General features: G+C 54.0%; 11 protein-coding genes. 1 reads left to right on the top strand and 10 read right to left on the bottom strand.

Translation table 11 applies throughout. The features are described 5' to 3' along the window. Positions 1-449 precede the first annotated feature (449 nt). Genes WNY38_RS17125 through cyoA form a run of 5 tightly spaced genes read right to left on the bottom strand, consistent with a single transcriptional unit; the run spans position 450 to position 5,321 of the window. Positions 450-1,145 (bottom strand): SURF1 family cytochrome oxidase biogenesis protein, encoded by a 696-nt coding sequence (locus WNY38_RS17125; RefSeq protein ID WP_342858583.1) that lies wholly within the window; start codon positions 1,143-1,145, stop codon positions 450-452. Then, a complete protein-coding gene (cyoD, locus tag WNY38_RS17120; protein WP_342858582.1) occupies positions 1,142-1,516 on the bottom strand; it encodes a cytochrome o ubiquinol oxidase subunit IV in 375 nt (124 codons plus the stop codon). The genes WNY38_RS17125 and cyoD overlap by 4 nt, the downstream gene beginning before the upstream one ends. Then, positions 1,513-2,154 carry a cytochrome o ubiquinol oxidase subunit III gene (gene cyoC, locus WNY38_RS17115; RefSeq protein ID WP_342858581.1) on the bottom strand — a complete coding sequence of 214 codons (642 nt, stop codon included), beginning with the start codon at positions 2,152-2,154 and terminating at the stop codon, positions 1,513-1,515. The genes cyoD and cyoC overlap by 4 nt, the downstream gene beginning before the upstream one ends. Before the next feature lie 6 nt (positions 2,155-2,160). After that, positions 2,161-4,191 carry a cytochrome o ubiquinol oxidase subunit I gene (cyoB, locus tag WNY38_RS17110; protein WP_342858580.1) on the bottom strand — a complete coding sequence of 677 codons (2,031 nt, stop codon included), beginning with the start codon at positions 4,189-4,191 and terminating at the stop codon, positions 2,161-2,163. A 2-nt stretch (positions 4,192-4,193) separates the two neighbouring features. Continuing rightward, on the bottom strand, positions 4,194-5,321 hold the full coding sequence (cyoA, locus tag WNY38_RS17105) for a ubiquinol oxidase subunit II (protein ID WP_342858579.1): 1,128 nt from the start codon (positions 5,319-5,321) through the stop codon (positions 4,194-4,196). 175 nt (positions 5,322-5,496) lie between these two features. Between cyoA and WNY38_RS17100 the strand changes: the two genes are divergently transcribed. Then, positions 5,497-6,801 (top strand): MFS transporter, encoded by a 1,305-nt coding sequence (locus tag WNY38_RS17100; RefSeq protein WP_342858578.1) that lies wholly within the window; start codon positions 5,497-5,499, stop codon positions 6,799-6,801. Positions 6,802-7,137: 336 nt separating this feature from the next. Here the strand turns inward: WNY38_RS17100 and WNY38_RS17095 are convergent, their stop codons facing one another. From WNY38_RS17095 to WNY38_RS17075, 5 genes are all read right to left on the bottom strand, one after another. After that, a complete protein-coding gene (locus WNY38_RS17095) occupies positions 7,138-7,746 on the bottom strand; it encodes a DJ-1/PfpI family protein (RefSeq protein ID WP_342858577.1) in 609 nt (202 codons plus the stop codon). 191 nt (positions 7,747-7,937) lie between these two features. Continuing rightward, positions 7,938-9,491, bottom strand: a complete 1,554-nt coding sequence (locus WNY38_RS17090) for a hydantoinase B/oxoprolinase family protein (RefSeq protein ID WP_342858576.1) — start codon at positions 9,489-9,491, stop codon at positions 7,938-7,940. Next, positions 9,484-10,569, bottom strand: coding sequence for a Xaa-Pro peptidase family protein (locus WNY38_RS17085; RefSeq protein ID WP_342858575.1), 1,086 nt, complete (start codon positions 10,567-10,569; stop codon positions 9,484-9,486). Before WNY38_RS17085 ends, WNY38_RS17090 begins: the two co-directional genes overlap by 8 nt. A gap of 140 nt (positions 10,570-10,709) precedes the next feature. Next, positions 10,710-12,356 carry a hydantoinase B/oxoprolinase family protein gene (locus tag WNY38_RS17080; RefSeq protein WP_342858574.1) on the bottom strand — a complete coding sequence of 549 codons (1,647 nt, stop codon included), beginning with the start codon at positions 12,354-12,356 and terminating at the stop codon, positions 10,710-10,712. Beyond that, a complete protein-coding gene (locus WNY38_RS17075) occupies positions 12,353-14,422 on the bottom strand; it encodes a hydantoinase/oxoprolinase family protein (RefSeq protein WP_342858573.1) in 2,070 nt (689 codons plus the stop codon). Before WNY38_RS17075 ends, WNY38_RS17080 begins: the two co-directional genes overlap by 4 nt. Between the last annotated feature and the right edge of the window lies 1 nt (position 14,423).

The raw sequence follows: 14,423 nt of genomic DNA, 5'->3' as shown, positions 1-14,423 counted from the left end.
AAGGCCGCGTGAAACCAACCAGATTACATCTTAGCTGAGCCGCAAACCTGTCCTAAAAAGCAGGACCACTTCACTTCGCGAAGATCTTGTTCAAAAGGGCAATCTGGGAACGTTCATTCATGTGCGTCCCAATGGCGTTAGGCCCCTTAAGACGGATGCTGCTGAACGGTTGGTGCCCGCTCATCCTGTCCTTGATGATCTGTTTCGTAACCTGCCCAGCCGACATTGGCCCGCGAGATCGATGCCGCAGAGACGAACACAATAGATGTCAGTCGCAAGGCACTTGTTAAGAGGCTGCGAAAAAACGGGCTTGTTCGCTGTGAAGTGTTAAGAAAACATAACGGATCGCGAGAAATGTGATAAGGTCAATCTGCGACATTACGCCTGTTCCATCCTATGCCGGTCTCCACACCGTGCTCGTACAAGCATGTATATGCGTTTCACACGGTTCAATCACGCGTACTTAAGCGGTCTCTCACGACATATATTATCGCCCCTAGAAACAATGCAGCCATTGCATACCACGTCAGCGCGTAAATCAAATGTGTGTTTTGAAACGCCAAACGGGTCAAACCGCCGCGCGGCCAAGGCGGCGCAGGGGTTGCTTCCGCGTCAATGAAATAGCCGGTCTGCACGTTGTCCAAGCCCACGGCTCGGCTCATTTCGACCAAATCAGCTGAGACCCAACGTCCTGTTTCGGGCTGATTACGCTCTAGCAACGTACCGCCCGGTTGGTCTAATCGGGCAAGCCCGATCACCTCAACCTGTCCTTCGGGGCGTGTCCATTGGTCTTGGTTGAGCGTGCTCGGCACAAAACCACGGTTTATCCAGATCGTTTTACCCGCTGTTTCAAGCGGCGTCATAATCCAAAAGCCTGGGCCAATTTCTGTCACTGCCTTCACGCGCAGGCTCTTGTCGTGGATAAGAATCCCTGACGTGAAAATCCTCAGGTACTCTGGTGCGCCGCCATTTGGGGCAGCAGCAGGTTCGCCAAAAGCACGCGTCTCGACGGCTTCGATCAGGTCCAGCTTCCATGCCAAGCGCCTTACCTGCCAATTGCCAAGCACGATCATGCCAACAAGCATGATCCCCGCCAGCAGCAGGATCGTAACATCAACCCAGATAGGGCGGCGTGTATCGCTCAATTGAGATCGCGCACGCGTTCGATTTGATCATGGGCGGGCATCATGTTGTCATTGAGATGCGTCATCACCCAAATCGAGCCGACAAGCACAATGAGCAACAAAATCCCGGTAAAGACCAATGACATGACCTGCCAGCCAGCCTCTGCTTTCACAGTCACATGCAGGAAGTAGATCACATGCACCATTATCTGCACTGCCCCAAGTCCGAAGATGATCGACAGCGCGAGCCAAAGATGGATCTGCACGTCGCCCAACACGATCCAAAACGGGATGGCTGTCAGGACAACAGAAAGGACAAAACCGGTGATATACGACCGGTAAGAACCGTGGGCGTCGTCCTCGGGGTGGTCATCGTGGTGTTCGGCGCTCATAACAGGACCCCCGTAAGGTAAACAAAGGAAAACACCCCGATCCAGATCAGATCAAGGAAGTGCCAGAACAGGCTGAGGCACAGGATGCGACGTGTGTTGGCCTCTGTCAGGCCGTGTTTTTGCACCTGCACCAGCAGCACGACAAGCCAGATCACGCCTACTGTCACGTGAAGGCCGTGGGTGCCCACAAGGAACCAGAAGGACGACAGAAACGCGCTCGCACCGGGTCCGGCGCCCAAGTGCCACAGATGGTGGAATTCTAGCAATTCCATCACCAAGAATCCGATGCCAAACGTCCCAGTTACAAGCAACCACTGGGTCATTTTGCCCGTCTTGCCTTGCTGCATGTTAATCACGGCGAAACCGTAGGTGATCGACGAAAACAGCAAAAAGAACGTGGCCAGCAGGATCTTTTCGATTTCAAACAGGTCCGACGGCGCGGGACCGGCGGCATAGTTCTGACCCAAAACCGCGTAGACGGCAAAGAGGATGCCAAAGATCAGGCTATCGCTCATCAAGTATATCCAGAATCCCAACAGTGTGCCGGTTTCGTGGTGTCCGTCTACATGGCTTGCGGGGTCTGTGTTGTAAAAGTCGAAACCTTCGGCTGGCTCAGTGGGGTGTGTTGGTGTTGCCATATCTAATTACTCCGCCGGAATGACCGGCCTGCGGCCGTTTGCAATGGCCCGAACCTCATCCGGTTGCAGATAGAAGTCGCGATCATAGTTGAACGTGTGGAAGATCCCGTAGGCAAGACACCCCACGAAACTGACTGCAGCCAGCCACCAAACATACCAGACCAAAGCAAAGCCCATCGCTGTCATCAGTGCAGCAATGACGATGCCCGTGGCCGTGCTTTTTGGCATATGGATTGCCGTATAGTTCTCTTGCGGCACCTCGACGTTATGGGCCTTCATGTGGTCCCACGCATCCAACGCATAGACATTCGGAATATGCGAGAAATTGTAGTAGGGGGGCGGAGAAGACGCAGACCATTCCAGCGTGCGTGCATTCCACGGATCACCGCCGCAGGCCAGCGCCTCGCGATTGCGGATCGACACAACCATCTGGATGATAAACGCCACGACGCCAATCGCGATCATCGCCACACCGAAGGCCGCAAGCCCAAACAAGAAGGCATAACTGGTGTCTTCAAACTGGCTTAGACGTCGTGTGACCCCCATCAGGCCAAGGATATACAGCGGCATGAAGGCGAACCAAAAGCCGCCGACCCAGCCATAAAAGCTGACCTTGCCCCAGAACTTGTCCAAGTGGAAACCGAACGCTTTGGGCCACCAATAGTTGATGCCCGCAAAGATCCCAAAGACGACTCCCCCGATGATGACGTTGTGAAAGTGCGCCACCAAGAACAGAGAATTGTGAAGCACATAATCCGCAGGTGGCACAGCCAACAACACGCCGGTCATCCCCCCAATGGTGAAGGTGATCATGAACGCCATCGTCCACATCATCGGCAACTCAAAATGAATACGTCCTTTGTACATGGTGAACAGCCAGTTAAACAGCTTTGCTCCCGTTGGGATCGAGATGATCATCGTCGTGATCCCAAAGAACGAATTCACACTTGCCCCGGCACCCATCGTAAAGAAATGGTGTAACCAAACCAGATAGCTCAGGATCATGATGACCACCAAAGCGTAGACCATCGATGTGTACCCAAACAGCCGCTTGCGCGAAAATGTCGGCACGATCTCCGAAAATATACCAAAGATTGGCAAGATCAGGATGTAGACCTCTGGATGGCCCCAGATCCAGATCAAGTTGATATACATCATCGCGTTGCCGCCCATTTCATTTGTGAAGAAATGGGTGCCAAGGTAGCGGTCCGCCGTCAGCAGCGCCAAGGTGGCGGTCAAAACGGGGAAGGATGCGACGATCAGAATGTTTGTCACGAGCGTCGACCACGTAAAGATCGGCAGCTTCATCCAGGTCATACCTGGCGCGCGCATCTTTACGATTGTCACGATCAAGTTGATGCCCGAAAGCGTCGTCCCGATCCCAGCGATGTTAAGGCACCACAGATAATAATCCATCCCTACGCCCGGACTGAATTCCAGCCCTGATAGCGGCGGAAAGGCCAACCATCCGGTGGCAGCGAATTCGCCCACAAACAGTGACATCATGACAAGTATCACACCCGAAAAGGTCAGCCAGAAGCTGAAATTATTCAGGAACGGAAAGGCCACATCCCGCGCGCCAATCTGTAGCGGCATGACGTAGTTCATAAAGCCTGTGATAAACGGCATCGCGACGAAAAAAATCATAATCACGCCGTGCGCAGTAAAGACCTGATCGTAGTGATAGGGCGGTAGAAATTCGAGGATTCCAGCCGAGGCCAGTGCCTGATGGATTCGCATGAGGATGGCATCAGAAAATCCTCGGATCAGCATGACCGTGGCCAGCACCATATACATAATGCCGATTTTCTTATGATCGACAGACGTCAGCCATTCAGTCCACAGATAGCCCCAAAGCCGCTTGTAGGTTAGAAAGCCGACAACCCCTATGCCCAGCATAATGGTGACAATAAACGTGCCGAGGATCAGCGGGTCATAAAACGGGAAAATGTCCCAGTTCAGCTTACCCCAGAACCAATGCACCTGATGGGTGATGTTTGGAAAGTGTTCGGCGCCTGTTTCAAGTTCGTTGGCCATGATTAGTTCCCAGTTGGTATGGACATCTGCGGCGCGACAGACGGCAGCAGGTCTATGGTAGCGATTATTTCGTCGACACTGTCGGCCAGATCGGGGCGCAGGATCGCGAACAAGCTTTTCGGATCATCGGCTGTACATAGCCCACGATAAAGCTCGCGATTGTACAGCCCTTCGATGCCGCCGCCGCCCAATGCGTCAACCATCATCAGGTCGTTCATGCACAGCTCGTCATCGCCCACGCACATGTTTAGGATACGGGTCCAAAGCCCGTCCTCGACCGACCCGTAATAGGCCACCTCGTCGTCGATGCTAGGTTGGTCGAGTTCAACAAAATTTCGGCGGTCCAGCGGTTGCGAAGAGTCTGCGACATTGGCAGACCAGTCATCGAACCCGCTTTCGTCCAGTGCCAAAACGTCAAACCGCATCTTCGAGAACCCGGCCCCGCTGTAATGCGATGAAAAGCCTTCATAAGAGCCTTCAAAGTTGATGACACCATTCAGCTCGGTCTCCATTCCAGCCATTGCGTAAATCATGCCGGCCATGTCAGGCACATAAAATGCATTCATCACGTTCGTCGACGTCAGTTTTAGTTCAACCGGCCGGTCCACGATCACGGCCATCTCGTTGACAGTCGCGATGTTGTATTCCGGATAAATAAACAACCATTTCCAATCCATCGCGACGACCTGCACCTGCAAGGGTGCCACGTTAGGATCAATAGCCTTCTCCGCCGTGATACGCGGTAGATCTTCGTAAGGATCAAGGCGGTGCGTCGCCACCCATGTCAAACCCGCAAGCATGATGATGATCGCCAACGGCACGGACCAAACAACAATTTCCAGGCTGACTGAATGGTCCCATTCCGGCTCGTATGTCGCGTCCTCATTGTCTGATCGAAATTTGACGGCGAAAAACACGGTCAGCGCCAGCACTGGAACAATTACAATCAACATTAAGACAGTCGCATAGACGATGAGATCAGCCTGCTGCGAAGCGACGTCTCCGGCTGGGTTCATCACAACCAGATTGCACCCCGATAGCGCCAGTGTAGCAAAGCCCAAAAGCCCGAAGCGGCGGGTTCTGTGGCCCAAGCTGCGTTGAGAGCCAAAACTGCGTTTATAGAGTGACATCCAAGACCTCTTGAATTTTTCAAAAATTACGGCTCGTGTTGAGTGTACAAATAACACTAATTCTCCGTTTAGACAGACCCAGAGTCGCGTTGTTTTGTCACGCCCCACAGTAATAGTGGCGATTTTTATTCTTACCGCTATCCTTACAGGTGCAAAAGGCGAAGGACGCAAAACCATGGCGATTAAATACGTACCCTACCAAGAGATGAACGAAGTGCGCGGCGAGAACCACGAAGCCAGACAGAACGTAGGGTTGGACGATGTCGTCACCACAGTCATCATGGCGCGGGTGACAGACTATTTTGGCTTTTTCGTCTTTGCCATTGCCTCTGCCCTTGTGTTTCCAACGGTTTTCTTTCCTTTCCTTGATCAGGTGCCTGCAACACTCGCTTCTTTTGGCGTATTTTCATTGGCGTTTCTGGCACGTCCTGTGGCCAGCCTGATTGGCCGCAAACTACAACGACGCATCGGCAAAGCTGGCAAAATCACTGTCGCACTGATGTTGCTTGGGACCTCGACCGTTGCGATTGGCCTCTTGCCGGGATACGACACACTGGGCCTTTTGGCACCGGTGTTGCTGGCCGGTTTGCGCATTATCCAAGGGCTAGGCCTTGGCGGCGCCTGGGACGGTTTGACGCTGCAATTAAAATCAGCATCCCCTAAGAATCGCGAGGGCCTTTACGGCATGGTGCCCCAGCTCGGTGGACCCATTGGATTTTGTGTGGCTGCGGCAATGTTTTATGTGCTGGTCGGATTTCTGACCCCCGAAGAGTTTTATCAATATGGGTGGCGCTTTGCCTTCTTTGCCGTGATGGCCGTAAATGTGGTGTCACTTTTCGCGCGGCTGCGCTTGCTGACCACAGATTTCGGTTCTGACGACGAGACGTTGATGCAATCTGTACCGCTTCGGTTCCTGTTGCGCACCGAATGGCGGACGATCCTGCTGTCAGCTTTTCTACCTTTATCAAGCTACGCTCTGCTACACATGCTCACGGTTTTCCCGATCAGCTACACGTTGCTGTTCACCGAAAATAATATTGATCGTATTCTCCTGTGGCAACTGATCGGAGGAGCGCTGGCGGTCGGCACTGTGGTGCTGTCCGGCGTGCTTGCGGATCGATACAACAAACGCGCAGTCTTGCTGGGATCAAGTGTCCTGACGCTTCTGTTGTGCTTGACCATCGGAACGCTCAACGACAATCCGGCAATTTACATCATAGCGGGGTTCATTGTGTTCGGTCTGTCCTATGGGCAATCCAGCTCGATTGTGCCCAACAGGTTTGCAGCCAAAAGTCGCTATTCCGGCGCGGCGCTGGCCACGAACCTGTCTTGGATCTTCGGAGCAGCCTTCGCCCCATTGGTGGGACTGTATCTTGCGAGTACTTTTGGTCTCTGGGCAGCAGCACTTTACCTAGTGTCAGGCGTCTTGGTGACCATGGCAACGTTGTTCATCCTACAACGTCAATTCAATCAAACCTAATGATTTAAAGTGCGCGCCGCCTGTTGTTGCGTCAAGACTATGCCTTTAAGGCCGTCGTGAAACCGATCTCCGGATCAAGGACGTGAAAGTCTTTAGGCATATCTGTTCTCTAGGCATTGCTGCAGTTAGCTTAATGCTAATTATTCCTGCGATGTAACGCAATGAGATCACAGTACGTAACATCAGGATCAGAATAAAAAGTTCAACTTAATTAGACGGTTACCAATTTGTACCGTACCGCACGTGTATAAGAGTGCCATGTCAGGTTTACGATGGAAGCGGCCCTTTCAAGGAAGCTTCCAAAAACCACCGATACTGGTGAAAAACTCGACCTTATCAGACGAGGCCATTGGTCTTCGCGAACGGGTCCCAGTCTTTGTCTTTGTGCCAGTCGTATTCGCTCCAAATTGCAACCTTTTCGGCTGTCTCGTGATCGTGCATGAGCGCGATAGCTCCCAGAGCCATATCCATCCCGGCTGAGACGCCAGATGAGGTTATGAACTTGCCGTCTTCAACCCATCGAGCTTGTTTCACCCAATCAACTTTGGGGTATTGATCAGCGATTTTGGTGAATGCCGCCTTGTTTGTCGTTGCACGCCGGTCATCCAAAAGGCCTGCGCCTGCAAGTAGCAGGCTGCCGGTGCACACGCTCAAGACATACTCCGCCGGTTCTGACGCGATCCTAATCCAATCCAAGAGAGCCGTGTTATTTACCTCGCGGCGCGTTCCCATGCCTCCGGGAACGAACAAGACATCGAATTGATCTGCATCTTTGAACGTCACGTCCGGATTGGCGCGCACCTGCTGATTGCTTGAAACGGGTTCGGAGGTCTCCGCAACCAACTGGAGGTCAAAATCATCTTTGAGCAGCCCGAACATCTCAAGCGGCCCAAACAAATCGAGCAGCTCAAAGTTTGGAAAAATCAGCGCTCCAACACGTCGCATAGCGGGCCCTCAATTATCTTCTCATTTGTCGCATGCTATCGGTGTTCAGGCACTTGATCCACCATCAAATGATTGATTCACTTGCTACATCTGTAGGGAGGATCGGGCGATGATGGGACGGCTGGAAGCAGACATTCGCTGCAAGGCGCATGGACGTCCGCTTTTCTTGGGGTGGATATTGTTTCGCATCGCTATAGTGCGTGCCTACTCCCACCAAATGCGGTTTCAATTTCGACGATATCGCCCTGATTAAGTGCGATATCGCTGGCAAAATGATGGACCTCAATCGTGCCATTGGACCGGTTAATGCAAAGACTGTTCTTCCCGCCAATTGAACCATTCTCAATGGGCCAAACAGGAACATTGGCATGAGAGTACCCAACTGACAGCATCGCCGTATTCCGCAACACATAAGAAACGCGCACGCCTGCGCCACCTGAAAACTCACTTTTCCGGTCTGGGCCGAATGACAGCGTTTTTTCCAACACATCAAACCCATAGCGTGCTTCTGCGATCTCGACGGGACAGTTGAAGGTATCGCCGTGATTCGTGGAAAACATTGCGTTTTGCCCTGCGCGTTTGGTTGTCGCCCCCCAACCGCCCATTTGTGGTTCTACCATCGCATAACGACGACCAGTGTCGGGGTGCTGTCCTGTGATAACCGTGCCAAAGATTGACGCAAAATGCCCTGCGGGAAGCAACTCTGGCATCGCTTCGGCCAATCCATGCCACAGCATATCGACTAACTTCATGCGTGTTTCAAAATAATAGGCATGTGCCGCAACGGGTCCTGCGTGGAAAAGCGTTCCAGGCGTCGTCAGAACTTCCAAAGCGGCAAATGATCCAGCATTGGCAAAACGGTCGTTGTCCACAAGTGCTTTGAAAAAGACTTGGCAGGCGACGACGGCCCCATCGCGGCTTAGGTTGTAGGGCCCGTCTGCCTCTGGCGGTGCATCCCGCAAATCGATGATCATGCGGTCATCTGTGATTGTGACCGCAGCTTTCCAGAACGTGCCGTCGTCCTGTTCTTGAACGCAGGGGTAATGACCCGATGGCAGCGCCTGAAGCCCTGCTTTGGTGCGTCGTGCACCGTTGGTGCGGGCCGTCAAGATTGCGGCATTCAACGTGCCCACATTGTGTCGTTCACAGAGCTGCTGAATGGTCTTTGCCGCGCGGCGACCGGCCGAGACTTGCGCCCAAAGATCGCCGCGTACAAAATCAGGCAAGCGGCTGTTTGTGGTGATGATATCAACCACTGCCTCGTTGCGCACGTCAGCCTCAAAAAGACGGACGATGGGCAGGCGCAAACCTTCGGCAATAATTTCGGTTGCTTTAGTGGACATCGAGCCGGGCGTCCGTCCGCCGATATCGCCCCAATGCGCAATGGACGCGACCCACGCAACACGAAGCCCTTGCCAGAAAACAGGTTGCGCCACCACGACATCATTCAGATGCGTCACGCCACCGTAATTTGGATCGTTCGTCAGGTAGACATCGCCCTCGACAATCGTATCGTCCAGTTTTGCAATGATCGCCTGAACCGACTTGTCTAAGGCCCCGATAAACGACGGGATGCCCGCACCAGAGCTAACCAATTGCCCGTCGCTGTCCAACACGCCCGTCCCGACATCAAGGACTTCGTAGATGATCGGGCTCATCGCGGTTTTGCGTAACACCTCAAACATCTCAACGGCTGCTGCGTCCAGAACCTGCGAGATAATGTCGAGCGTGAAATGATCAGCCATTGATGATCTCTACGTCGCGCGGGAGATCCGATAGGATTTCGGGTCCGTCGGCGCGTAAAATCACAATGTCCTCGAGGCGGATACCAAAGCGCTCTGGCAGATAGATGCCGGGCTCGATCGAAAACACCATACCTTCTTCAAGGACCGTCTGGGACGATGCCGTGATGTAGGGTGTTTCGTGAATTTCGACGCCCATTCCATGGCCCGTGCGGTGCATGAAATATTCGCCGTAACCTGCATCCGTGATGACACCCCGCGCCGCATCATCAACCACATGCGCCTTCACACCCGGACGGGCGGCAGCCATTGCAGCTTGGACGGCGGCTTCAACAATTGCGTGGATTTCGGTGTAGCCTTTGGGCGGCGTTCCCATGACAGCCATGCGGGTCATATCGCTGGAATAACCATCCTTGCCGCCACCGATATCCATCACGACGGCGTCGCCATTTTGCAGGAGCGTTTCGCCTGTGTGGTGGTGCGGGAATGCGCCATTGCCACCAGCCCCAACGATTGCGAACAGTGGCTTTACGTCTTGGGACGCGAAGTTGTCACGTATGATGTCCGCAACCTGCGTCTCGGACGTGCCCGTTTTCATCGCAGACCATGCCGCCTTCATCGCGGTATCGGCGGACAGGGCGTTGCGTTTCAATTTGGCATATTCATCCGCGTCTTTGCGCATGCGCAGCGCACCGACGGTGGTTGCGGTGAATTGGCGTTTGGCATCCGACAAGGCGTCTTGCACCAATCCGGCAAAATCTGCACGCATGGTTTCGTCCAACACGATACTCTTGGCATCCATGGCACCCGACATTTGCAGCAATTCGGCGAACGCTTTGTCTGGCCCGTCTGCATCGCCCCAGGTGTGAAACGGCAGATCGGTTTGTTGGGCGGCACTCTCAGCCTCCAGCGATGGCATAAGAAAGCCCGCGTAACTTTGCGTCACGCACAGCAGCAAGGGACGTTCATCACCATGCGGGCGTATATCCAAAAGCCACGCGAGGTGCGCACCGGGGCCGATGGTGACAAGGTCGACGCCTTGTTCCGCCATGGTTTCACGAAGCTCATCTAATCTGCTCATGTTGTGTCCTTTCAAGCGTCGGTTTCGACGACGATTTTACCGTATGATGCGCATGCGCCCTTGAGGTAGCGCCTTGCGGTCATCTAACCTTTCCGATTCTGATGCGGGCAGGAAAAGCCGAAAAGTTGTATGAATTGCTGTCATTCACCATATCCGTGAATTTCGCGGGCACGTTCTGGCGTTATGAAGCCGTTTTTGATGTCTAATGCGACCGCATCATGGGCCCGCTTTTTAGGGTCACCAAAGCCTGCACCCGATGATGTAATGACGCGCACAACGTCATCTGTCGTTAGATCAAGGCCTGAGACGAAGGCATAGTGTTCTCTCTCGCCCGCAGCCTTATCAACCTCGATGAAGTTCCCCGATCCTTCCTCGCCGCCGTCCAGCGGCCAAGGTTTCACGACGGAACGTGTGTAGCCTGCAGTCAAGAAACCGTTTTTCGTACGGATGCGGTATTCAAGGACTAACCCACGTCCGCCGTTGAATTCACCCTCGCCACCCGGGGCCGTGTTGAGTTCCATCTTGTCGATGAACAACCCGTTGCGTGCCTCGGAAATTTCGGCTGGCGTGTTGTAAGTTTCACCGTGGAAACCCGAGAAAATACACGGATTGCCATCGCGACCCTCCCATGCGCCCCAGCCGCCGATTTGCGGTTCAATAATTGTGTACTGGCGGCCTGTGTCAGGGTGGGTACCACCGACAAACGTGCCGCAGATAGAGCTGAAGTGACCAACAGGCAGACGTTCAGGCACATGCGGGGCCAAGCAGCGCCAGATCAGATCATAAACGCGCACTTCTGTCTCAAAGTAGAACCCGATGGCGGCAGGTTCTTGGGCGTGGAACACCGTGCCCTCAGTTGTCAGCACTTTCAACGGCCTGAAGGCCCCCTCGTTCGCGGGGGTTTCAGGGTCAGTGACCGATTTGAACAACATCTGCGCACACACAATCGTGCCGTCGCGGCTGGTGTTTGTGCATCCTTTGTCTTGTGTGGGATTGTCGCGTAGATCGACGATGAATTCGTCATCCGTGATCGTGACTTTGACGTTGTATGTGCAACCATCGTCCTGAGGTTCTGACAGCTCGAACGTGCCTTTGGGCAGCTTGGCAAGTTCGGCAAGAGCGGTCTTTTCGCCAAAGTCCATGAAGCTATCCATCGCCGCCTTAAACGTGGTTGGGGTGTATTTCACCGACAGATCTTCAAGGCGTCTAGCACCGATCCGGACCGCAGCAATCGCGGCCCAGACATCGCCCAACAGGAAGTCAGGCATCCGGCTGTTGCAGGTGATGATATCCATCACGGCTTGGTCAGTCACGCCTTCGCGGATCAGTTTGACAGCTGGCAAGCGCAGACCTTCTTGGAAAATCTCGGTGGCGTCGCCGGACAACGACCCCGGTGCCATGCCACCCACATCAGAGTTATGGGCAATATTGGCCGTCCACGCGATAATCGCGCCGTCGGCAAAGACCGGCATCGCCAGAACAAGGTCATTGAGGTGCGTTACGCCGCCGTGCCACGGGTCGTTGGTGATAAAGACATCGTTTGGCTTAATGTCATCGCCGAACTTGGACAGGATAAACTGAACCGACTTGTCCAAGACACCGATGAACGCGGGAATACCTGCGCCTGAGGACGCAATGCGTCCCTGTGCGTCTGTGATCCCAGTGCCCATATCAAGCACCTCATAGATGATCGAAGACATGGCCGTTTTGCGCATGGCGGCAAACATTTCGTCTGACGTAGCTTGGAGAGAGTTTTGGATAATTTCTAACGTGATTGGATCGCTCATGACTGACCCTCCAACAGGATATGAATGTTGCCGTAGGCATCGATGGACACCGTGTTGTTCGGATGGATCACGACGGTTGTGCCAGGATCTTCGATGATCGCTGGGCCGTTGAACGCCATGCCTGCCCGCAGTTTTTCACCGTCGTAAATCGTGGCCAAATGTTTGCCTTCTAGCGCGTAGTCAACGTCACGGGTGCCTTTGATGGCCTCGCTTGCATCCGCATCCCCCAATGGCGCTGGGATCATTTCCAGCTTGCCGACTTCGGCACGGGCAACAAGGTGGATGCCGACCATTTCGACAGGCGCATCAAGACGGTAGGTGTATTCGCGTTCATAAGCACCGTGAAAATCATCAGCGATTTTTGACAATGCACCGTCTGTGACAGTGCCATCCAGCAAAACCTCGGTCGTGTGTTCTTGGTTCTGATAACGGAACTTGCCATAACGCAAGAACGTCAGTTTCGCGGGGTCAACGCCTTCGGCTTTGAATGTGGCACGGGCCTCAACCTCGGCCTTGGCAAAGACCGCTTCAATCCCCATAGCCGACCCTTCGGACAGATCAGCAAGTTGCGTCACGAAATAGTCGCGGCGTAGGTCTGACATCATCATGCCCCATGCGGAAAATACCGATGCCGCCGCTGGTACAACGACCTTTTTGACCTGAAGTTCTTGGCCCAAGGCTACGGCGTGCATCGCCCCGCCACCGCCGAACGCTAGCAAAGTGAAATCACGGGTGTCGTGGCCACGATTAAGCGACACAAGTTTCAGCGCGTTGACCATATTATTGTTGGCGATGCGCACGATTCCTTGGGCGGCTTCATCCGTGGACACGCCCAGTTTATCGCCAACCGCCTTCAACGCACTGCCAGCGCTATCCATGTCTGCATCGACGGCCCCGCCGCAGAAATAATCCTTGTTGATGCGACCTAGCCAAAGGTTAGCGTCTGTCGTCGTCGCATTCGTTCCGCCCTTGCCGTAGGCCGCAGGGCCGGGCAACGCACCAGCCGATTGTGGACCGACGTGCAATTTGTCGAAGTCATCGACCCAAGCGATTGATCCACCGCCATTGCCGATTTCGACCAGATCAACGACAGGCACCATGATCGGATAACCCGCCGATTTACGTGATCGTTCGATCCAATAGTCGGTCATAATGCGGACTTCACCACCCTCGATCAACGAACATTTTGCAGTCGTTCCGCCGATGTCGAGCGCGAGGATGTCAGGCTCGTCGATCAATTTACCAAGTTCGGCAGCCCCCCAAAAACCAGACGCAGGGCCGCTTTCAACCATCGTGATTGGCACTGCGGACGTCGCGGCGAGGCTGTCTACACCGCAGTTGGATTGCATGATGTAGGGGCTTTGCGGCAGGCCTTTCTCGCGCAGGCTTTGGTCGAGGTTGCCTAGGTAACGCGCGGCAACAGGTTGCACATAGGCTGAAAGAACGGCGGTATTGGACCGCTCATATTCGCGCCATTCTCGGGTAATCTGGTGGCTGGCCACAACGGACACATCAGGCCAAAGGCGTTGAATCTCGGCCAAAACAGCCTCTTCGTGGGCAGTATTCGCGTAAGAATGCAGTAGCGATATCGCAACAGCCTGAACGCCCTCGGCGCGGAAATTATCGACGATGTCGGGCACGCCCGACAGATCAAGCGGAATACGTTCTGCACCCAGATAGGTCATCCGGCCGGGGACTTCGGCACGCAAATAACGCGGCACAAACGGTTCAGGCTTTTCATAGTGCAGGTTAAAGAAATCAGGGCGGTTGCCTCGTGCAATTTCAAGCGTGTCGCGGAAGCCTTTGGTGGTGATCAGGCCAACAGTCACGCCCTTACGCTCGGTCAGCGCGTTGATGACGACCGTGGTGCCGTGGACCATAAAATCCACATCTTTGGGATCAATGTTTCCCTTAGCCATAACATTCAGGACACCTGCCTCGAAGTTGGGCGGTGTAGTGTCTGACTTGGCCGTTGTAATTTTCATGCCTTCTGGGCCGGTCTCAATGGCGACGAGATCGGTGAAAGTTCCGCCAACATCCGTAGCAATGCGTTTGGTAATCGTCATA

It is taken from the genome of Pacificibacter sp. AS14 (assembly GCF_038899935.1).
Taxonomy (GTDB): Bacteria; Pseudomonadota; Alphaproteobacteria; order Rhodobacterales; family Rhodobacteraceae; genus Celeribacter.
Note: the sequence above shows the minus strand (reverse complement) of the source record. Positions and strands in the feature narration are given on the sequence as shown.